The organism is Arthrobacter sp. zg-Y1110 (genome assembly GCF_025244865.1).
GTDB lineage: Bacteria > Actinomycetota > Actinomycetes > Actinomycetales > Micrococcaceae > Arthrobacter_B.
Window position 1 is genome coordinate 337242 of the sequence record NZ_CP104272.1, and the last position, 18859, is coordinate 356100.

Annotated in this window: 18 protein-coding genes; 8 read left to right on the forward strand and 10 right to left on the reverse strand. The window is 66.1% G+C overall.

Annotation, left to right across the window (positions count from 1 at the left end; all coding sequences use genetic code 11):
* The first annotated feature begins 94 nt into the window (after positions 1-94).
* Entirely contained in the window at positions 95-1129 is a 1035-nt protein-coding gene (locus N2K99_RS01665) for an FUSC family protein (protein WP_227934160.1), read from the forward strand.
* Here the strand turns inward: N2K99_RS01665 and N2K99_RS01670 are convergent.
* Together N2K99_RS01670 and N2K99_RS01675 are read right to left on the reverse strand one after the other, a co-directional pair.
* Positions 1126-1992 carry a DUF6707 family protein gene (locus N2K99_RS01670; protein ID WP_227934161.1) on the reverse strand — a complete coding sequence of 289 codons (867 nt, stop codon included), beginning with the start codon at positions 1990-1992 and terminating at the stop codon, positions 1126-1128. The two genes, N2K99_RS01665 and N2K99_RS01670, sit on opposite strands and share 4 nt — an antisense overlap.
* A gap of 72 nt (positions 1993-2064) precedes the next feature.
* The gene (locus N2K99_RS01675; protein WP_227924051.1) at positions 2065-2604 is read right to left on the reverse strand and encodes an NUDIX hydrolase family protein; all 540 of its coding nucleotides are present in this window, start codon (positions 2602-2604) and stop codon (positions 2065-2067) included.
* A gap of 115 nt (positions 2605-2719) precedes the next feature.
* On the opposite strand from N2K99_RS01675, the gene N2K99_RS01680 reads away from it, so the two are divergent.
* Complete coding sequence (locus N2K99_RS01680) at positions 2720-3346, forward strand: YdeI family protein (protein ID WP_227934162.1); 627 nt, start codon at positions 2720-2722, stop codon at positions 3344-3346.
* Between the two features lie 73 nt (positions 3347-3419).
* Positions 3420-4292 carry a class II glutamine amidotransferase gene (locus tag N2K99_RS01685; protein WP_227924049.1) on the forward strand — a complete coding sequence of 291 codons (873 nt, stop codon included), beginning with the start codon at positions 3420-3422 and terminating at the stop codon, positions 4290-4292.
* A gap of 9 nt (positions 4293-4301) precedes the next feature.
* On the opposite strand, the gene N2K99_RS01690 is transcribed toward N2K99_RS01685, so the two are convergent.
* Positions 4302-5420: a glycoside hydrolase family 76 protein gene (locus tag N2K99_RS01690; RefSeq protein ID WP_227934163.1), complete on the reverse strand. Its 1119-nt coding sequence runs from the start codon at positions 5418-5420 to the stop codon at positions 4302-4304.
* Positions 5421-5537: 117 nt separating this feature from the next.
* Here N2K99_RS01690 and N2K99_RS01695 point away from each other — a divergent pair, with 117 nt between their 5' ends.
* Both N2K99_RS01695 and N2K99_RS01700 read left to right on the forward strand, forming a co-directional pair.
* Positions 5538-6311 (forward strand): SDR family NAD(P)-dependent oxidoreductase, encoded by a 774-nt coding sequence (locus N2K99_RS01695; protein ID WP_227924047.1) that lies wholly within the window; start codon positions 5538-5540, stop codon positions 6309-6311.
* Between the two features lie 5 nt (positions 6312-6316).
* Entirely contained in the window at positions 6317-7537 is a 1221-nt protein-coding gene (locus N2K99_RS01700) for an acyl-CoA dehydrogenase family protein (protein ID WP_227924046.1), read from the forward strand.
* Positions 7538-8162: 625 nt separating this feature from the next.
* Here N2K99_RS01700 and N2K99_RS01705 read toward each other — a convergent pair.
* Genes N2K99_RS01705 through N2K99_RS01720 form a run of 4 tightly spaced genes read right to left on the reverse strand, consistent with a single transcriptional unit; the run spans position 8163 to position 13439 of the window.
* Positions 8163-10034, reverse strand: a complete 1872-nt coding sequence (locus N2K99_RS01705) for an IucA/IucC family siderophore biosynthesis protein (protein ID WP_374200068.1) — start codon at positions 10032-10034, stop codon at positions 8163-8165.
* Positions 10031-10570 (reverse strand): GNAT family N-acetyltransferase, encoded by a 540-nt coding sequence (locus N2K99_RS01710; RefSeq protein ID WP_227924045.1) that lies wholly within the window; start codon positions 10568-10570, stop codon positions 10031-10033. Before N2K99_RS01710 ends, N2K99_RS01705 begins: the two co-directional genes overlap by 4 nt.
* Positions 10567-11913: a lysine N(6)-hydroxylase/L-ornithine N(5)-oxygenase family protein gene (locus tag N2K99_RS01715; protein ID WP_227934164.1), complete on the reverse strand. Its 1347-nt coding sequence runs from the start codon at positions 11911-11913 to the stop codon at positions 10567-10569. The genes N2K99_RS01710 and N2K99_RS01715 overlap by 4 nt, the downstream gene beginning before the upstream one ends.
* The gene (locus tag N2K99_RS01720) at positions 11910-13439 is read right to left on the reverse strand and encodes an aspartate aminotransferase family protein (protein ID WP_374200071.1); all 1530 of its coding nucleotides are present in this window, start codon (positions 13437-13439) and stop codon (positions 11910-11912) included. Before N2K99_RS01720 ends, N2K99_RS01715 begins: the two co-directional genes overlap by 4 nt.
* Positions 13440-13771: 332 nt before the next feature.
* On the opposite strand from N2K99_RS01720, the gene N2K99_RS01725 reads away from it, so the two are divergent.
* Positions 13772-14221, forward strand: a complete 450-nt coding sequence (locus tag N2K99_RS01725) for a hypothetical protein (RefSeq protein ID WP_227924040.1) — start codon at positions 13772-13774, stop codon at positions 14219-14221.
* A 128-nt stretch (positions 14222-14349) separates the two neighbouring features.
* A complete protein-coding gene (locus N2K99_RS01730; RefSeq protein ID WP_227924039.1) occupies positions 14350-14655 on the forward strand; it encodes a hypothetical protein in 306 nt (101 codons plus the stop codon).
* 20 nt (positions 14656-14675) lie between these two features.
* On the opposite strand, the gene N2K99_RS01735 is transcribed toward N2K99_RS01730, so the two are convergent.
* On the reverse strand, positions 14676-15581 hold the full coding sequence (locus N2K99_RS01735; RefSeq protein WP_227934205.1) for an RluA family pseudouridine synthase: 906 nt from the start codon (positions 15579-15581) through the stop codon (positions 14676-14678).
* Between the two features lie 233 nt (positions 15582-15814).
* Between N2K99_RS01735 and N2K99_RS01740 the strand changes: the two genes are divergently transcribed.
* Positions 15815-17269 (forward strand): SulP family inorganic anion transporter, encoded by a 1455-nt coding sequence (locus N2K99_RS01740; protein ID WP_227934206.1) that lies wholly within the window; start codon positions 15815-15817, stop codon positions 17267-17269.
* Between the two features lie 34 nt (positions 17270-17303).
* On the opposite strand, the gene N2K99_RS01745 is transcribed toward N2K99_RS01740, so the two are convergent.
* Entirely contained in the window at positions 17304-18122 is an 819-nt protein-coding gene (locus N2K99_RS01745; RefSeq protein ID WP_227934165.1) for a serine/threonine-protein kinase, read from the reverse strand.
* 193 nt (positions 18123-18315) lie between these two features.
* The gene (locus N2K99_RS01750) at positions 18316-18840 is read right to left on the reverse strand and encodes a MarR family winged helix-turn-helix transcriptional regulator (protein ID WP_227924037.1); all 525 of its coding nucleotides are present in this window, start codon (positions 18838-18840) and stop codon (positions 18316-18318) included.
* Between the last annotated feature and the right edge of the window lie 19 nt (positions 18841-18859).

The window sequence follows — 18859 nt, forward strand, 5'->3', positions numbered from 1 at the left end:
GATTGGCGGAATTCCACCGGCCATGCAACCGGCCGCCGGAATATCCCCCGCACCCCTCCGATGCCTACGGCACGAAAGGCAGAGGCCACCCGCGTTGACGCACCTGCAGGAAATGTTTCGGATCGCTCCGGCACACAACGACCACCACGCGGCCGTCCGCTGCGCCATTGGAGTGGGAGTGCCGCTTGTCCTGCTGCTTTTCCTGGGGCGGATTGACCTGGCCATTTTCGCCACGTTCGGTGCCTTCACCGGGATCTACGGCCGGAATGAACCGCACCGCCAGCGACTGGGCCATCAGGGCCGCGCCGGGACACTTATGCTGGCCGTCATCCTGGCGGCAGCGCTGTGTGCCCGCCTGGACCTGGATGACTGGGGAATCGTCATCGGCACCACGGCAGTAGCCGGGCTCGGCACCATTGCCACGGGCTTTTGGCGGCTACGCCCAGTCGGCTCGCTGTTCCATATCTTCGCCTTCGCCGCCATATCCTCCGTCCCGAACCATCCTCCGCTCTGGCAGGGGATGCTCACCGCGGTCCTCACGGTGGCCTTCTCCATCCTGCTGGGCCTGTCCGGGATGCTCGTGCAGAAGTACCGCACGGAATGGAAACGACCGGAACGCCTGCCCTTTCCGCCGGCCCGGCGCCGCCTCATCTACATTGACGGGCTGCAGTATGCGGTGGCCGCAGTGGTGGCAGGATCCATCGCGACCCTGCTGGGAATCGGCCACAACTACTGGGCGATGGTCGCGGCGACCGTTCCACTGATCGGCGCGACAGTACGCCACCGGGTCCACCGCGGCCTGCAGCGCATCCTGGGCACGTTCGGCGGCCTGTTGCTGACGGCGCTGATCCTGCTTCCGGGACTGGAGCCCTGGCAGATGGTCCTGGTCATTGCCGTTTGCCAGTTCGGGGCCGAGATGTTCATAGCGCGGCAATACGCGCTGGCGCAGGTGGTGGTCACGCCGCTGGCGCTGGTCAGCACGGAGCTGGCCCACCAGAGCAACCCGATGGAGCTGCTTCGGGACCGCGGCATTGAAACGCTGATCGGCGCCGTCGTCGGCATGGCCGTGGTGCTGGCCGTCCATGTCCGGCAAAAGCAGCTGCAGCAAAAGCAGCGGAAGTCCGCTTAGCCGCGTACGGCAATCAGCTCGGTGCGGATGCGCCGGTCCAGCTCCGCGTCGGACAGCGTCTGCGAACCGCCGTGGGAGCGCAGGTAGAGCAGGGCGTTCAGGCGCAGGATCCGCCATTCCCGTTCGCTGGCCTCCTTACCGGCCTCGGCAGCCCGGTGGATTTCGCGGTCGTACAGGTTGGGTTCGTTCAGCTGGCGCTGCAGCAGCTCGGCAGCGAGCTTGGCCTTCATCGGGTCCGTCTCGGACGTGTCCGCAGCACGCACGGCATGGCTGTACGCTGCCGCGCTCTCGGCGTCGCCCGCCTCATGGGTGATGTGCGCCGCCAGGGCCAAAGCGCCCTGGATCCAGTTCCAACGGCCAAAGTTCCCGTCAAAGGGGAGCCCCGTGATGACGTTGCAGACCTTCAGGGCGTTTTCGGCATCACCGAGATCGATATAGAGAATGTGGGCCAAATCTCGGACATCCTGCAGGTGGCTGCCGGATTTCACGTTCAAACCACGCTCCAGGCGCGCTGCAATCTCCTGGACGGCGGAGTTTTCCGGGTGGGCGGCCGCGGCGTCGGCAATGATTTCGGCCGCGTTGTCTTCCTCCGAAGGCACCTGCCGAACAGCGTCCGACGGCGCGCCTTCGGGAGCCGGAGCCTGTACCCGGACGGCGGATCCGTAGGCCAACCGGAGCGAAGTTCCGTCATCCAATTTAGCGAGCACCAGCGCGGGAACACCGAAATCATCGGCCTCCACCCTGGTTCCGGCTACCGGAGCCAGGGGTTCTGCAGCACCCTCACCCGGGACAAGGATCTGTCCGGGGGCAAGCAGTTCCGCGTTGACCCGGAACGCGTACGTTTCCGGCAGGCTCTCAGACATGGCGATTCCTTCGTGGTTGGACCTCGGCTCCCCAGAACCTCCAGTATATAAAGCTTGTCAGCGGCGCCTTTTTCAGCGACCCCAGCCGGCCGAGGCCAGTGCCTGGCGCAGCAGGTCTCCGCGGCCGCCGGAAAATTCGGCGTAGATCGCGGGGCTGAGTGCTTCGTCCGGAGTCAGCCAGGACAGTTCCAATGCATCCTGGCGGGGATTGCACTCACCGGTCACGGGAATCAGATAGGCAAGCGCCACGGCGTGCTGGCGTTCATCCGTCAGTCCGCTCTGGGAGGGGGAGGGGAAGTACTCGGCGACGGCGAACGGCACCAGGGTTGGCGGCAGCTGCGGCAGCGCCATCGGCCCAAGATCCTTCTCCAGGTTGCGCAGCAGGGCGCCGCGGATGGTTTCGCGGTACAGCACCCGGCCCGAAACGAAGGAACGCACCATCTGTCCTTCCGGCGTCGCCTGCAGCAGCAGTCCAACCTCGGTGACATAGCCCAGCGGGTCACACCGCACGGGCACGGCCTCGACGTAAACCATGGGCAGGCGCTGCCGGGCCTCGTAGAGATCTTCCTCGGAGAGCCAGCCTGGATACGGGTCAGGAGTACGAACGTTCATAGCAGTGTTCTACATCAAAGGTGCCGTGCCAGTCACACGGCACGCTACGCTTCGGCCATCGGCTGAACCGGCCCGGACCCTTTCAGCCCGCCAGATGCATCCCTAGACTTGGGCTATGACACGGGACCTCCCGGAGCTTCTCCTGCCGGATGCCGGGGCTTGGCGGGAGTGGCTGGAGCACAATTACGGGTTATCCGCCGGCGTCCGCCTGGTGCTGGGGAAGAAGGGCGGAAGCGTCACCCGGTTGACGTATCGCGAGGCCCTTGACGAGGCGCTCTGCTTCGGCTGGATCGATGCGCAGGCCGATCGGCGCGACGAGCAAAGCTACCTGCAGCGGTTCCAGCCGCGCGGTCCGCGCAGTAACTGGTCGCTGCGGAACGTCGGCTACATCAACCGGCTGGAAGCGGCAGGCAGAATGCATCCGGCCGGCCGGGACGCCGTTCTCAGCGCCAAGGTGGACGGCCGCTGGGATGCCGCCTACGCCGGATCGGCAACAGCGGAAATCCCGGAGGACCTTCGGGCGGCCATCGCCGCGGTTCCCGCAGCCCAGGAAATGTTCGACGTGCTGACGTCGCAGAACCGCTTCGCCATGTACATCCGGCTCAAAGGCCTCAAGACGCAGGCGGCCCGCGAGCGCTGGATCACGGACTATGTGCAGATGCTCAGCGAACACCGCGCCCCCTATCCGCAGAAACGGAAGCCGTCCCCTCCGCCAGCGGTGGAGCAGGCGCCTAACCCCTAGCCGCCGCGGCTTGGCTGCCTCGGTTCACCCGGAAACCCCGCCCGTCCACCAGAACGGCCCCCAGGAGGTCCACATGTGCCGACTCTTTGGTATGCATGCCGGGAAGGATCCGGTCCGGGCAACGTTCTGGCTGCTCACGGCCCCGGACAGCCTGGCCCAGCAGAGCCGTAAGGAAGCGGACGGCTTCGGGATCGGCACCTTCACCCCCGACGGCAGGCCGGTGGTCGACAAAGCGCCCATCGCTGCGTATGAGGATGTCCAGTACGCCCAGGAGGCCCGGGAGCTGGAGAGCACCACGTTCCTGGCGCACGTGCGTTACGCCAGCACCGGCGGGGACACGGACGTCAACACGCACCCCTTTGAGCAGGACAACCGCCTCCTGGCCCACAACGGGGTGGTGGAGGACCTGGACAAGCTCGATGACCGGCTGCGCCAGTTGGAGATGTACCACCTGGTCCAGGGCCAGACGGACAGTGAGCGGGTCTTCGCGCTTATCACCGGCGCAGCCAGGGTGAACGGCGGAGACGTTTCCGCTGCCATTGCGTCAACGCTGACCTGGATTGCGCAGAACCTGCGGCTGTACGCGGTGAACATCATCCTCACCACCGCCACCGAGCTGTGGGCCGTGCGGTACCCGGACACCCATCCGCTGTACGTCCTGCAGCAGGGAGCGCGGGGTCCGGTGGGGGAGAAGCGGAGCAGTCGGATCAGCGTCCACAGTGACCAGATACGCGAGGAGAACCGGCCGGAAGTACTGGTGGCTACCGAAAAGATGGATGCCAACCCGAATTGGCGCCTGCTGGACTCCGGCGAAATGCTGCATGTGGACAGCGACCTCAATGTCCTGCGCACGTTCCCGCTCCCGCAGCACCCGCAGCACCTGATCACGCTGGCGGATTTGGACCCGGCAGCGGCGGCGTCGCAGCACCCGCTCAAGACCGGCTGACGATGTTCCTTAGGTGAGGCCCGCCCCGGCCCGCTGCACCCGTGCCGACGCTTCCAAGACCATCCAGGCCTGAAGCTGGGTGGAAAGCCCGACGGCGGAGCCGCCCGGGTAGGACACGGCGGCCGGTACCAGCGGCTTGGCGGAGAAGAGGATCCAGTCCGCCCGTTTGCTCCGGCCCTCCCAGAGTGCCGTGGCGGTGGCTTCCACCAGTGCGGCCGCCGTCCGGCGGGACGGTTCCGGCAGGGCGGGGGACACTGCGGCCTGAGCCAGGTACCGCGCCAGGATGCCGGTGAAAAGACCGCCGTCGCCGGTGCCGTGGGTGCGCAGCACGCGCGAGGTGCCGTCGTCGTCGGTCAGGTGGGCGTCGACGGCGCGCACCAGTTCCGCAGCGCGGGTGAGGTTGGCGCTGCCGCCGAGCTCGAGCAGGGCACCCAGGACAGGTCCCTGGTTGTAAGTGAAGACGGTGCTCTCCAGCTGCGGACGGCCCCGGACCACCTTGACCCCGTCCAGATACAGTCCGGTTTCCGGATCCAGCACGGTGGCGTTAAGCCAATCCACCAGCTCCTGTGCCCGGTCCCGTGATCCGGTGCGGACAAAATGCAGGGCAGCCGGAGCGGTGGCAGGGGTGTTCTTGAAGTTACGGTCCTTGTTCCAGTAGATGCCGCCGCCCAGTTCCGGGGTGTGGGCGGACTCCAGTGCCGTATTCAGGGTGGAGAGGATTTTCCGGTACGGGCCCTGCCGGTCCCGCGCTCCCGACAAAGAGTTCAGGCGGCCTACGGCAAGGGCCAGCCACGCCATGTCGTCGTAGAACCGGTTGGTGTAGTGCATCCGGTTCCGCAGTCCGATGGTCCGCACCAGCGCCGGTGCCAGGTCCGCAGCCGAGGGATGCTCCGGTCCGCGGAACGGCGTGCCGGTGCGGCGTTCGCGCAGGCCGGCGTCGATCAGGGCATCGAGATAGTGTGCCTGCCACCAGTAATGCCAGGGCTGGCGCAGCTGCTGCAGCCGCGAAACCGGACGGCTGGTGGCAGCCAGATGCGTCCCGGGCAACCCGGCAAGCGAACGGCCAAACGCGGCGCTCACGGTGCGGGCGGCGGTCTCGGCGCGGTCGTCGGAATCCTCAAAGAGCATGCGCCAACCCTATGCCAGCCGCCGAAGATGCGGCACCGGCCACCGCACAGTAGGCTCGGATACTGCCGGTGTGACATAGACGACACTGCCGGTGAGCAAATCTGCCAGGAGGAACGCATGGACATCGCAGGCGCATCGGCCATAGTCACAGGGGGAGCGTCCGGACTCGGGCGGGCGACGGCGCGGAGGCTGTACGACGCCGGCGCCTCCGTGGTGTTGGTGGACCTGCCGCAGTCCGAGGGCCTTGCCTATGCAGCGGAACTGGGGGACAACGCCCGGTTCGTGCCCGGCGACGTCACTAACCCGGAACAGATGCAGGCCGCCGTCGAAGCAGCCATGGCTGCAGGACCGCTCCGGGTGGCCGTGAACTGCGCGGGCATCGCAACACCGGGCAAGGTGCTGGGCCGCGACGGCGTCCTACCGCTGGAGGACTTTGCCCGCGTGGTCAGCGTGAACCTGATCGGCACCTTCAACGTCACCCGGCTCGCCGCCGCCGCCATGGCCGAAACCGATCCGGTCACCGCCAACGGCACCGAGGAACGCGGCGTCATCATCAACACGGCCTCCGTTGCCGCCTTTGACGGCCAGATCGGCCAGCCCGCCTACTCCGCGTCCAAGGGCGGCGTTGCAGCGATGACGCTCCCGCTGGCACGTGAGCTGGCCCGCCACCTGATCCGGGTGGTCACCATCGCGCCGGGGATCTTCGAAACACCCATGATGGCGGGACTGCCGCAGGCCGCCCAGGATTCCCTGGCCGCACAGGTGCCGCACCCTTCGCGCCTGGGCCGGGCCACGGAATACGCCTCGCTGGCGGCTCACATCATTGAAAACCAGATGCTCAACGGCGAGACAATCCGCTTGGACGGCGCCATCCGGATGGGACCGCGCTGACCTTGATGAGCTCCTCCGCACCACTGCACCAACTGCCCGACGCCGATTTCTACGGTTTCGAAGACCTGCTCAGCGACACCGAGAAAGCCAAGCTTGCCGAACTGCGGCGTTTCCTCGCCGAGGAAGTGCTGCCGCACGCCGTGGACTGGTGGAACGAGGCGCGTTTCCCCTCCGACCTCCTGCCGAAGCTGGCACAGCTGGAACTTTCCACGCCTGTCCAGCAGGGCTACTCGCCGCTGTTCGCCGGTCTGGTGATCGCGGAAATGACGCGCGCCGACACCTCGCTCGCCACGTTCTTCATGGTCCACCATGACCTGTTTGTCGAAGCCCTGCATGTCTTTGGCTCCGAGGAGCAGAAAGCCCGGCTGCTCGACGACGCCCGTGCGCTGCGGATCACCGGTGCCTTCGCACTGACCGAGCCGGAACACGGCTCCGATGTTGCCGGCGGCATGTCCACCACCGCAGTGCGCGACGGCGACACCTGGGTGCTGAACGGTGCCAAACGCTGGATCGGCAACGGCACGTTCTGCGACTACATGGTCCTGTGGGCGCGGGAGCCGGAAACCGGATACACCCGCGGTTTCCTGCTCGACGCGAACCTGCCAGGGGTAACCCGGACCCGGATCGAGAACAAGACCGCGCTGCGCACCGTGCAGAACGCGGACATTGTGCTGACTGACGTCCGGGTGCCCGCCGCGGACCTGCTCGCCGGAGTGGAGAGCTTCGACGACACCAAGCAGCTGCTGCAGGGCTCCCGGATCATGGTCGGCTGGCAGGCGGTGGGAGCCCAGCTGGCCACGTTCGACGTTGCCCGCGCCTACGCCGTCGAACGCCAGCAGTTCGGCCGCCCGCTGGCAGCCTTCCAGCTGATCCAGCAGCAGCTGGTGCAGATCCTCGGCAATGCGGTGGCCAGCACCGGAATGCTGGCCCGGGTCACCGAACTCGAACACGGGGGCTACCCCGTACCCGGTAACGAAGCGCCCGTTGCCGGCGCAGCTCCCGGAGACATGGCGCGGGCCGCCCTGGCGAAGTCCTACGCCAGCGCCAGGATGCGCGAAAGCGTGGCGCTGGGCCGCAGCATCCTCGGCGGCAACGGGATTGTCACCGACTACCGGATGGCCAAGATCTTCGCCGACGCCGAGGCCATCTACACGTATGAAGGCACCTATGAGATCAACACGCTGATTGTCGGGCGGGACATCACCGGGGTGTCGGCTCTGCGCTAGGGCTGCTGGCCCCTGCGGGGTGGGGCCTGCGGGGCCTGGAACGGCGGGGCGGGCCCCTGCGGGGCGGGCCCCTGCGGGGCGGGCCCCTGCGGGGCCTGGAACGGCGGCAACGAAATTTCCGCGCTCGCAGAGCTCGCGGGAAATATTGATGCCGCCTTATTCAGGCCCCTCCGGTTTGTGCAGATCCCTTCGGTTTGTCGGGATCCCCGCGTTGCGCGGTGCAGGGATTGCCACAAACCGCAGGGTTTCCGCCTGCGGGGTGCGCTCCTGCGTAGCCCCGGCGTGCCGCCGTCCGGCGCGAGCGTTCCGGAGGCCCGCGTGCCGCCTGCCTCCGGGCCCCTCCGGTTTGTGCAGATCCCTTCGGTTTGTCGGGATCCCCGCGTTGCGCGGTGCAGGGATTGCCACAAACCGCAGGGTTTCCGCCTGCGGGGTGCGCTCCTGCGTAGCCCCGGCGTGCCGCCGACCGGCGCGAGCGTTCCGGAGGCCCGCGTGCCGCCTGCCTCCGGGCCCCTGCGGTTTGTGCAGATCCCTTCGGTTTGTCGGGATTCCCGCGTTGCGCGGTGAAGGGGTTGCCACAAACTGCAGGGTTTTCCCACACCCCGCCGGCCCGGCCCGGTGCAGCCAGCTAGCTGGCCGGACGGAACCGGGCCAGAGGGTTGGCGATCCGTCCCGAGAACTGCAGGCCGCCGGACGGGTCGCTGAGGTCCAGCATCTGCTGGTTGTTGCGCAGCTGCAGCCGGTTCAAGCATGACAGCGCGAAATCCTCGGCGAAGAGGTCCGACGCGGCGAACTCGACCGCGAACTCCGGATGGCCGGCCTGGTACCGCCGCACGGTGTCCGCCACTTCCGCCCAGAATTCGTCCTGGGGCAGTACGCCGTCCTCGTGCAGGATGGCCGAGAGGAAGCGGAAGAAGCAGTCGAAGACGTCGGTGAAGAGGGACAGGACCTTTTCATCGGCAGGAATCTGCACCCGCACCCGGGCGGCTGCTTCCGGCAGATCCACCTTGTCTCCCATCACCACGATTTCCTCGGCAATGTCCTTCATGAAGACCCGGTGCGGCACACCGTCCCGGAGTACCAGGATCAGGTTTTCTCCGTGCGGCATGTACGCGAGGTCGTATGCGTAGAAGCAGTGCAGCAGGGGGACCAGATAGGCGTCCAGGTAACGGCGAAGCCATTCCCGGGCGGGCAGCCCTGAGCGCCGGACCAGTGCGGACGTGAACGGCGTTCCGGAGGCATCCGTATGCAGCAGGGACGCCATGGTGGCCAGCTGCTCTCCGTCATCAAGCTGGTCCACCGGGCTTTCCCGCCACAAGGCCGCCAGCATCTTCCGGTAGGCGGAACCCTTGGGGGCCGCGGCGTCGTAATACCTGTTGGTGTACCCGACGGCGGCCACCTCGCGCAGGAGACGGAAACCGGCGGCCTGCAGCGTTGCATCGGCGCGGACCAGCCCGTCCAGCCAGTCGTTGATGGACGGGGTGGCGACCATGTATTCGGGGGAGAGACCGCGCATAAAGCCCATATTGACCACGGAGAGGGCCGTCTTTACGTAGCAGCGGGACGGCGCATCGCGGTTGAAGAAGGTGCGGATGGACTGCTGGGCCTGATAGGTGTCCTGCCCGGTACCCAGATGCACGATGTGCTGCTGGGCAATATCGGCCGCAAAGGTCACGCTGAGTTTGTTCTGCCATTGCCAGGGATGCACCGGCATAAACAGGTAGTCGCCGGCTTCGAGCCCGGCTGAACGAAGCGTGGATTCGAACCCTGCCAGCGCCGCCGGTCCCAGCTCCTGTTCCAGATGGCTGCGGTAGTCCAGTCCCGCCGCCGCAGTGAACCGGGTACGGTCTGCACGGACGGCGATCCACTCCAACCGGATCGGCGCGCCCGCTTCAGGGGCGTAGGCCAGATAGTCGCCGGAACCGAACCCGAGCCGGCCGTTGTTCGCCACGAAGCAGGGATGGCCTTCGGTCATGGAACGTTCCACGGCCTGGAAATCCTCGGCCGGATCGTGCCCGGCGGTGATCCCGGCAGCCAGGAGTTCCGAACCCGCCGCGTCCGCGACGTCCTTGAAGGCAGCGGAAGCGAGCGTGGAGGAGATCTCCTCCAGATAGACGGGAAGCATCTGCTCGTTGATGCCGAGGGTTGCGGCGAACTCGGTAATGAAGTCCAAGGCATCGAGGCTGGTTTCGGTGCCTTCCAGTTCACGGCGGATGCTGTCGGCCGGGATGCTCCAGTGCTCCAGCACCAACTGCGTGGCACGGAACCGATAGACGGCCCGGCCGTCGTCCGAGGCAAGGCGGAACAGTCCTTCCCGTCCTGGTTCCGGCACGGGACGGAGGATGCGTTCATGGGAAAACTCCGAGATCGCCTTGCGGATCAGATGCCGGTTCGCGCGTTCCCAGCGGCTGGGCGTGAGGTGGGCGGTGGTTGACGGCGTCGGCTCGGGCGGGGCTCCGGCCGGATCAGCAACAGCGATCGGTTCAGCAGCGGTGGTCACGGGGTAACTCCTTCAAGTGCGGCTGCAAACCCGGCACGGGTGCAGAAACTGAGGCGGGCATCCTTGTCGGGCAGGGATACGGTGCGGTCCGGTACGAATCCGAACCTGGCGTTGAGGGCGGCAATCTTGGTGTTGCGGATGTCCGGTTCCACGACTATCCGGATGGCGGCGGGATCGCTGAACAGGAACTCCAGAACCGCGCGGAACACCGCCGAGGTGAAGCCGGGGCGGGGCTGGTCCGGCGGCCCCACGAGCAGATGCATTCCTACGTCACCTGCTGCCACCGGATAGGCGCCGGCGAGGGGCGAATGGGCCGGATCGTAGCTTTCCATCAGGAAAGCCGGGACCTCCGACCCGGTCTCGAATCCGAGCCAGGCCCAATGGTGCGGGTTCGCTGCAATGCCGGCATATTCGCGTTCGACGTCGGCCGGCGAGGCGTTGAGCATGCCCCAGAAGCGGGCGTAATCCCGGGTCATCCAGCTATGCAGCACCGGGGTGTGCCGAGCCGGGTCCACGGGGGTAAACGTGAAGTTCACGCGGGGACCTCCCCGGCATCAGGTGTGCTTGGCCCGGGCACTCCGAAGTCCTGGAATGCGATGCCGGTTTCGACGGGATAGACCTCCCGGCCGAGGATTTCCCGAATAATGGCCGAATTGCGGTATGCCGCCATGCCGAGGTCCGGAGTGACGAAACCGTGGGTGTGGAGCTCGGCGTTTTGGACGAAGATCTCACCCGGTTCGGCGCCCACCCCGTACCAGCGGTCGACGTCGAACCGGCCGGCGTCGTCGCGCCGGATCCGGTCGGTGATGCCGGCGAGGAACTCCGGTTCCCGGTAGGCGTAGCCGGTCGCCAGGACCACGGCATCGGTCTCGAGGGCGGACGTGCGCTGCTGTTCCGCATGGTGCAGCTGCAGCGTGGAGCGTCCGCTGGCGGCATCGAAGGTGCCGCCGCAGAGCTCGGTGTGGGTCAGTAGCCGGGTGCGCGGATCCCCGGTCAGGCTCTTCGCGTAGAGGGTGTCATAAATGGTGTTGATCAGGTCCGAGTCGATGCCCTTGTAGAGGTTCTTCTGCTCCGCCACGAGCCGGTCCCGCGTAGCGCCGGGCAACGCATGGAAGTAGTCCACATAATCCGGAGACGTCATTTCCAGGGTGAGCTTGGTGTATTCCAGCGGGAAGAACCGCCCGGAGCGGGTGACCCAGTTCAGCTCGTAGCCGTGGGCGTCCATGCCCTCCAGGAGGTCAAGGTAGATTTCCGCGGCGCTCTGGCCCGAACCCACTACGGTGATGGACCGCTTTTGCTGCAGTTCCTGCCGGCGGGAAAGGTAGTCGGCGTTGTGCAGGACGGTTGCCCCGCTGCCCTGAAGCGCTGCGGCCGCGGGCGGCAGATACGGCTGGGTTCCGGTGCCAAGCACCAGCCGCCTGGCGCGGTAGGACCGTGGACCCGCGGAAGTCCGGGCGGTGACCTCGTAGAGTCCGCTGGAGCTGTCGTGCCGGATGCCGGTGACATGTTCGCCGAACCGGACGTGAGGCAGCTGGTCGGCTACCCAACGGCAGTAGGCGTTGAACTCGGCCCGGAGCGGATAGAAGTTTTCGCGGATATAGAACCGGTACAGCCGGTTGGTCTGTTTCAGGAAGTTCAGGAACGAGTACCGCGAGCAGGGGTCAGCGAGAGTGACCAGATCCGCCATGAAGGGCACCTGCAGATGGGCGGACTCGAGCATCATTCCCGGGTGCCAATCAAAACCGCTGCTGCTGTCCAGGAAGAGGGCATCCAGTTCCGGCAACGGATCGGTCAGGGCGGCCAGCCCCAGGTTGAAGGGTCCGACGCCGATCCCCAGCAGGTCATGGATCTGTCCCGATTCCGGGATGCCGGCGCTCATGCTGCCGCTCCGGCCAGGTAGTCGGAACCGGTGCGGCGGATCTGCTCGAGAATGGCCCGCATGTCCGTCAGCGTGGTGTCTGCATTGAGCAGGGTGAACTTCAGGTAATGCCGGCCGGCCACCTTGGTGCCCGCCACGAGTGCTTCGCCGGAGGCGGAAAGGGCCCGCCGGATGTGCAGGTTCACCGCGTCGAGGCTGTCCTCGTCCGTGCCGCCGGGGTGATAGCGGAAGACCAGGGTGCTCAGTTGCACAGGTGCCGCCATTTCGAATTCCGGATCCGCCCCGACAACGAGCCCGGTTGCGGAGGCCAGATCGATTGCTGCGTCCAACAGCGACCCAACGCCGTCGGCCCCCAGCACACGCAGCGTGAGCCAGAGCTTCAGCGCATCGAAGCGCCGGGTGGTCTGGATGCTTTTGTCGACCTGGTTGGGGATGGCAGCCCGGGCAGCGCTCTCCGGGTTCAGGTAGTCGGCGTAGTAGGTGACGTGGTTGAGCATCGCGCGCTCGCGGACAAGGACGGCACTGGAGCTCACCGGCTGGAAGAACGTCTTATGGAAGTCAACGGTGACCGAGTCCGCCGCGCCGATGCCGTCAAGGAGGTGCCGATAGCGCTGCGACGTGATCAACCCGCCGCCATAGGCTGCGTCCACATGCAGCCAGGCACCGTGTTCCTCCGCCAGCCGGGCCGTCGGAAGCAGCGGGTCGATGCTGCCGAAATCCGTGGTTCCGGCCGTAGCGACCACTGCCATCGCCTGCTCGCCCCGTGCCGCGCTCGCCGCCAGTGCATCCGCCAGTGCGTCCGGGTCCATCCGCTGATGGTCGTCGCACGGAACCGGGACGACGGCGTCGTACCCCAGGCCAAGGATGGACGCGGACTTCCGGATGCTGAAGTGGCTCGCCTCGGAAGCGAAAATCCGCAGGCCTGCGAGCAGTTCGGGGAGCCGCTGTGATTTCCGCTCCGGGTCCTGGCGCAGGGCCGCCACGGTCCGGTTGCGTGCCATCAGCAGTGCCTGCTGGTTGGACGCGCTGCCGCCGCTGGTGAAGACACCATCCGCGTTCTCGCCCAAACCGAGTCGGTTGGCGGTCCAGCGGATGAGCCGTTGTTCGATCAGGGTGGCGCCGGCGCTCTGGTCCCAGGTGTCCAGCGAGGAATTCACTGTGGAAAGCACTGCTTCTCCCACCAAGGCCGGGATGACCACGGGGCAGTTGAGGTGCGCGGCATATTTCGGGTGATGGAAGTACACCGCGTCGCGAAGGTACACCGATTCCAATTCAGCCAGCGCTGCGGCGGTATCCGGCAGCGGCGTCTCCAGGTCAACGGCGTCGACCACTGGTTTGAGCTCCGCCGGAGCGATGCCGGTGAACGGTCCGCCGGCTCCGCTGACCGCGGCGGCGGCAGCGTCGACGCCGAGCCGCATCTCAGCGGCATAGCGGGCGATGTTTGCGGCATTGAGCAGATGCCCGCCGGCGAACGCCTCATCGACACGGAAACGGACATCGCCGGAAGGTTCGGCGTGGTGCAGCAAGGACACTGCTGACTCCCTTGAATTGCGTTTTCGGAAAGGTAACGAAGAAACAGTGGACCACCCCGGTCAATTACGTCAACATTTCGTGACCTAATTCCAAAAGTGCCGGGAATTCAAGGGTCCAGAGCTGTCACAGTTATCTGGATAGGCTTTTCGGCGGGCATAATGACGCGCGAGAGGGGCATTTCGGGTGCGCGTTTGGCGCGGCCGGCCAGCCGCCATGGCTGCTCGGCGGAACCGGCCGGGTGGCATGCCATCCTCAGGATCAGTAGGCTTACTAAATGGGCCGTAGCAACGGCGGCCCGGTTTACCGGACGTGAAAGGCATGGTTTATGACCGAGCAGAGCATTCCCGATCCCGAGCTGGGCGACGATCCGGTTCTCGCCGACGATGTAGCCGCTGTGGCCACACCGGACGAACTTACGGTGGTGTCCGAAGACGAGCTGCTGGAGCAGGACGAGCTGGTGGACGCTGAAGACCTCACGTACCCCGGAGCAGCAGAAGACAACCCGGACAACTGGCAGGAAGACCCGCTGATCCGCGAAGAAGCACCGTTGAACGAACCCGGTGAACTCTCCGATCAGACCCTCCGCGACGACACCGCCGAAGAGCGCTTCCTGAACGGCGACACGCAGATTCCGCCGGAAGCGCCAACAATCGGCGAGGCAGCCAACGACGTCGACTTCGGCGACCCGCTGGCAGGCGAAGAAGAAGACGCCAGCGACGATCCCGCACACCGCGGCGGAGACCCGCTCGCCAATTTCAACCCGGACGACGTCTAGTCCGGCAGCACATTTCGCCACGGGGTCCGGCAGTACGGTCTACGGACGGCTGCCGGGCCCTTTGGCGTGCCCGCCGGGACCCTGAGTGCCGGCACGGGCAACGCACCGATCGGCACTAGGGTTGATTCATGCCTTCTTTCCGCGTCCAGTTGAATATTCTCGGACTGAAGCCGGGCAACCCGCCGGAGGCGGTCATGGAAACGGCCGTCGCCGCCCTGGGGGCCGCCCACCACGTGGAGGCAAACCAGCTGGATATCGTCTCCGGCGTTCCGCGGATCACGCTGCGTTTCACCGTCCCGGACGATGAATGGTCCGTGGAAAACTCACGGGCCCGCCGCGCCGCCATCAACATGCGGGCCGCAGTGGAAGAAGTAGCGAACGGGCAGGACCTGCGTGTGCTCCGGCGGATGCGCGGACGCTGGACCGTGCTGTAAATTCCTAGGCTTGTGAACTCCTAGGCGCCGGGAAAAGCATCCAGGGAAAGCCGGCTGCGGTACTCCACCGGCCGGCGGGTCAGCGGATCGGTAAACTGCACGGACCGCGCCAGCAGCTGCAGCGGACGGGAATAGTCGTCCGGCGCCTGGGGCAGCAGCTCCGGGTAGAACGAATCATTCAGGATGCCGATGCCCTGCGATGCCATGTGCACCCGCAGCTGATGGGTCTTCCCCGTATGCGGCAGCAGCCGGTACCGGCCCAGCCCGCCGCTGCTCTCCATCAGCTCGATCCGGGTCTCCGCATTGGGTTCGCCCTCGACTTCCTGGGCCAGCAGGTAGGTGCGGGATTTGATCATTCGGCTGCGGACAATCCGCGGCAGCTCGAGGTCCTCCCGGACCGGAGCGACGGCTTCGTACTCCTTGCTGATCCGGCGCTTCTCGAAGAGGATCTGGTACTTGCCCCGGGTTTCGGGGTTGGTGGAGAACAGCAGCACTCCGGCGGTCATGCGGTCCAGGCGGTGCATGGGAATCAGGTCCGGAATCCCCAATTGGACCCGCAGCCGAACCAGGGCCGACTCGGCCACGTACATGCCGCCCGGCGTCGTCGGCAGGAAATGCGGCTTGTCCACCACCAGCAGGTCCTCATCCTGGTGCAGGATGCCGATCTCCACCGGGATCCGCTCTTCGGGCGGAAGCTCGCGGTAGTACCAGATGAAGGTGTGCTCGGTCAGGGGAGTGGCCGCGGTCAGCGGAATGCCGCCCAGGCCCACTACTTCACCGCGTTCGAACCGCTCGATGATTCCGTCCGGATCCACATGGCCGAACCGCTCAAGCACGTAGTCCATGGCGGTGTCCCAGGGACCTTCACCGGGAAGGCGCAGGCGGGTGGCGTTGACTCCGTTGCGCACGGGAAGCGGGGACTGCATCACGGTTTCAGGATATCGCGCGTGCGGGCTTAAATTGGGCTTGGCTGTTCTGGGTAGAAACAGGCCCGCCCTCCTTGAAATCCAGGCAGATCCTGCCGCAGAAACCCCATCCGAAACGGAGCCCGGTGGCCACCGAACCAGTTCTTTCTCCTGCTGACCAGACGGAGCCGACGCGCACAGTGCCGCCTAAAACGACGACGCCGGCCCTGACGCCGGAAGAGCGCCAGTCGGTTATGCGTACCCTGCGTTCACCGAAGCTGCTCAAGACGGAGGTCTTGGCCGGACTGGTGGTGGCCCTTGCGCTCATCCCCGAGGCCCTGGCCTTCTCGGTCATTGCCGGGGTGGACCCGAGGATCGGCCTGTTTTCAGCCTTCACCATGGCAGTCTCCATCGCCTTCCTCGGCGGCCGTCCGGCCATGATTTCCGCCGCCACCGGCGCCGTGGCCCTGGTGATTGCACCGCTGGTGGCGTCCCACGGCGTGGAGTACATGATTGCCGCCGTGCTGCTGGCCGGGGTCTTCCAGGTGCTGCTGGCACTGCTTGGCGTGGCGAAACTCCTGCGCTTCATTCCGCGCCAGGTCATGGTCGGCTTCGTCAACGCGCTGGCCATCTTGATCTTCATTGCCCAGGTGCCCGAACTGCTGGGGGTGCCCTGGCTTGTCTATCCGCTCGTGGCGCTTGGGCTGTTGATCGTCTTCGGCCTGCCCCGGCTCACGGTTGCGGTGCCGGCGTCGTTGGTGGCCATCGTTGTCCTCACGGCCATCACGGTGTTCGCCTCCCTTTCCGTCCCGACGGTCGGGGACAAAGGCGAACTGCCGGACAGCCTGCCGTCGCTGCTGCTGCCCGATGTGCCCGTCAGTCTTGACACCCTGCAGGTGGTCTTCCCCTACGCCCTGGCGGTCGCGTTTGTGGGGCTGCTGGAATCGCTGATGACGGCCAAGCTGGTGGATGACGTCACCGACACCCGTTCCAACAAGACCCGCGAAGCCTGGGGCCAGGGTGCAGCCAACCTCATCACCGGATTCTTCGGCGGCATGGGCGGCTGCGCGATGATCGGCCAGACCATGATCAACGTGAAGGGCTCCGGTGCCCGAACCCGGATTTCCACGTTCCTGGCCGGGGCTTTCCTGCTCCTTCTGGTGGTTGTCCTCGGAGACGTTGTGGCCCTGATTCCGATGGCAGCCCTGGTGGCCGTGATGATCTTCGTGGCGGTCACCAGCTTCGACTGGCATAGCATCCGCCCGTCCACGCTGAAGATGATGCCCAAGAGTGAAACCGCCGTCATGCTGGCCACCGTGGCCGTGACCGTCTGGACCCACAACCTGGCCAGCGGAGTCGGCGTCGGCGTGCTGGTGGTGATGGTGCTGTTTGCGCGCAGGGTGGCGCACTTCGTCACCGTGGACCGCACGGTCACGGGGAACGACGCCGGTGCCACCGCCGTCTACACGGTGAACGGCGAGCTGTTCTTCGCCTCCTCGAATGATCTGTATTCCCAGTTCGAATACGTCCTGGATCCGGCGAATGTGGTCATTGACCTGAGCGGCTCCCACGTCTGGGACGCATCAACCGTGGCTGCACTCGACGCCGTGACGGAGAAGTACCGGCGGCGCGGAACCGAGGTGCGGATCACCGGACTGAATGAGGCCAGCGGTCTGATGCGCGAACGGATGGCGGGCAAGCTGCCATAGCTGCCCTAGCTGCCCGGCGTCCGTACGGACGTGTTCAGGCAGCAGCGGCGTGCGCGTACTGGTGCTGCAGGGAGGCCAGCTCCACCCGGCACTGCTCGGCGTTCGGGCGTTCGCGCGGAGAGAGTGAAGTCATGGCGGACAGCAGCGACCGCCAGCGGGCGGGGAGCGTGGGCGGGATTTCCGGTCCGCGGACCGTCCGGGCCACCGTGGATTCGACCTGCGGCAGGTCGAAGGTGCGGACACCCGTGAGGCATTCGAGCAGGACAAGTCCCAGCGAGTAAATGTCCGTGGCGGAGGTCAGGGGCGCGCGCCGCACCTGCTCGGGACTCATGTAGGGCAGGCTCCCGTAGGACGGTTCCTTATCCCCGAACCCCTGGGTGCTGACCGCGATGCCCAGATCGGTGATCTTGGCGTGGCCGGTTGCCGGATCCACCAGGATGTTCGAGGGTTTCACGTCCCGGTGGATGTACCCCGCAGCATGCACGCCCCCAAGTCCGGCGGCGAGCTCGACGCCGAGCCGCGCAGCGTCGCTGGGCTGCAGTATGCCGGGGAGGTTCTGCCGAAGGTCGGTGCCCCGCACCAGTTCCAGAACCAGGTATGGCGTCTGCACGCCGGTGCCGGGGTGGCTGATGGTGCCCGTGGAAATCATCCGAACCACGTGCGGATTCTCGACAGCCCGCAGCGCGGCCGCTTCCCGTACGGCTTCATGCCCCTCCGGCCTGTGCCCAAGCGGGGCGGAAAAGATCTTGACGGCCACCTTCTCCAGGGATGCCAGATCCGTAGCCCGCCAGACGTAGCCAGCGGTGCCCTGCCCGATAGGTTCATCCAGGCAGAATCGACCGCCGATGAGCACGTGGGCACTAAAACCCGAGGCATCGGAGGCAGGGGATACTGCGGTTCTTGGTGCTGGATGCCTGCCCATGCCGCCCCCTGGGTTATTCGCTAGCGTGTCTATTTACTAGTCTGGCTAACAATAGGATGGGCGTGCAGCTGAGTCCAGCTTTCGGGTGTGTGGATTTCCGGTGTGCCGACAAATCCGGGCGGGATCAGTGCTGTGGATTGCCCGGATCCGGCTTCGGTTCCTCCAGTGCGGAACGCAGTCGGTCCATAAAGGAAATGACAATCTCGGCTTCCTCCGGCGACAGCTCTGCCGCGGCACGCATCATGCGCTGGTGCATATCGCCCACGGTCTGGCGAACGTCGGCGTCCGATGCGTCGGTGGGGACGATCTCCCAGGCACGGCGGTCATTGGGCCGGGCTCGCCGTCGGACGTATCCGCCGCGTTCCAGCCGGTCGATAAGTGCAGTGGTGGAGGCGGTGGAGATCCCAAGGAGCCGGCTCAGGTCCTTGGGGCCGAGGCTTCCACCGGCCTGCCGGGCCTGCATAAGGCAGCGCATGGCCAAAAGGTCGTTTTCGTTCATTCCCATGGCATCCTGGGTGCGTCGGCGGACCAGGGTTTCAGCGGCACGGTAACTGCGCACTGCATCCAGCACGGCGCGGGCTTTTGGGTGCTCCGGATCGGGGCCGTACCAGTAGCCGTCCTGCTCCGGGAGCTGCTTTGGGATGTCCATTCGACCAATCCTAGCCTTG

Excerpts from the sequence above, each read along its gene's own strand:
- N2K99_RS01680 (WP_227934162.1), top strand. The coding sequence starts at position 2,720 with ATGACACGGGACCTCCCGGAGCTTCTCCTGCCGGATGCCGGGGCTTGG.
- N2K99_RS01690 (WP_227934163.1), bottom strand. The coding sequence starts at position 5,420 with ATGCTCTTTGAGGATTCCGACGACCGCGCCGAGACCGCCGCCCGCACC.
- N2K99_RS01735 (WP_227934205.1), bottom strand. The coding sequence starts at position 15,581 with ATGCAGTCCCCGCTTCCCGTGCGCAACGGAGTCAACGCCACCCGCCTG.
- N2K99_RS01730 (WP_227924039.1), top strand. The coding sequence starts at position 14,350 with ATGCCTTCTTTCCGCGTCCAGTTGAATATTCTCGGACTGAAGCCGGGC.
- N2K99_RS01695 (WP_227924047.1), top strand. The coding sequence starts at position 5,538 with ATGGACATCGCAGGCGCATCGGCCATAGTCACAGGGGGAGCGTCCGGA.
- N2K99_RS01685 (WP_227924049.1), top strand. The coding sequence starts at position 3,420 with ATGTGCCGACTCTTTGGTATGCATGCCGGGAAGGATCCGGTCCGGGCA.
- N2K99_RS01715 (WP_227934164.1), bottom strand. The coding sequence starts at position 11,913 with ATGAGCGCCGGCATCCCGGAATCGGGACAGATCCATGACCTGCTGGGG.
- N2K99_RS01675 (WP_227924051.1), bottom strand. The coding sequence starts at position 2,604 with ATGAACGTTCGTACTCCTGACCCGTATCCAGGCTGGCTCTCCGAGGAA.
- N2K99_RS01750 (WP_227924037.1), bottom strand. The coding sequence starts at position 18,840 with ATGGACATCCCAAAGCAGCTCCCGGAGCAGGACGGCTACTGGTACGGC.
- N2K99_RS01725 (WP_227924040.1), top strand. The coding sequence starts at position 13,772 with ATGACCGAGCAGAGCATTCCCGATCCCGAGCTGGGCGACGATCCGGTT.
- N2K99_RS01700 (WP_227924046.1), top strand. The coding sequence starts at position 6,317 with ATGAGCTCCTCCGCACCACTGCACCAACTGCCCGACGCCGATTTCTAC.
- N2K99_RS01740 (WP_227934206.1), top strand. The coding sequence starts at position 15,815 with ATGCGTACCCTGCGTTCACCGAAGCTGCTCAAGACGGAGGTCTTGGCC.
- N2K99_RS01670 (WP_227934161.1), bottom strand. The coding sequence starts at position 1,992 with ATGTCTGAGAGCCTGCCGGAAACGTACGCGTTCCGGGTCAACGCGGAA.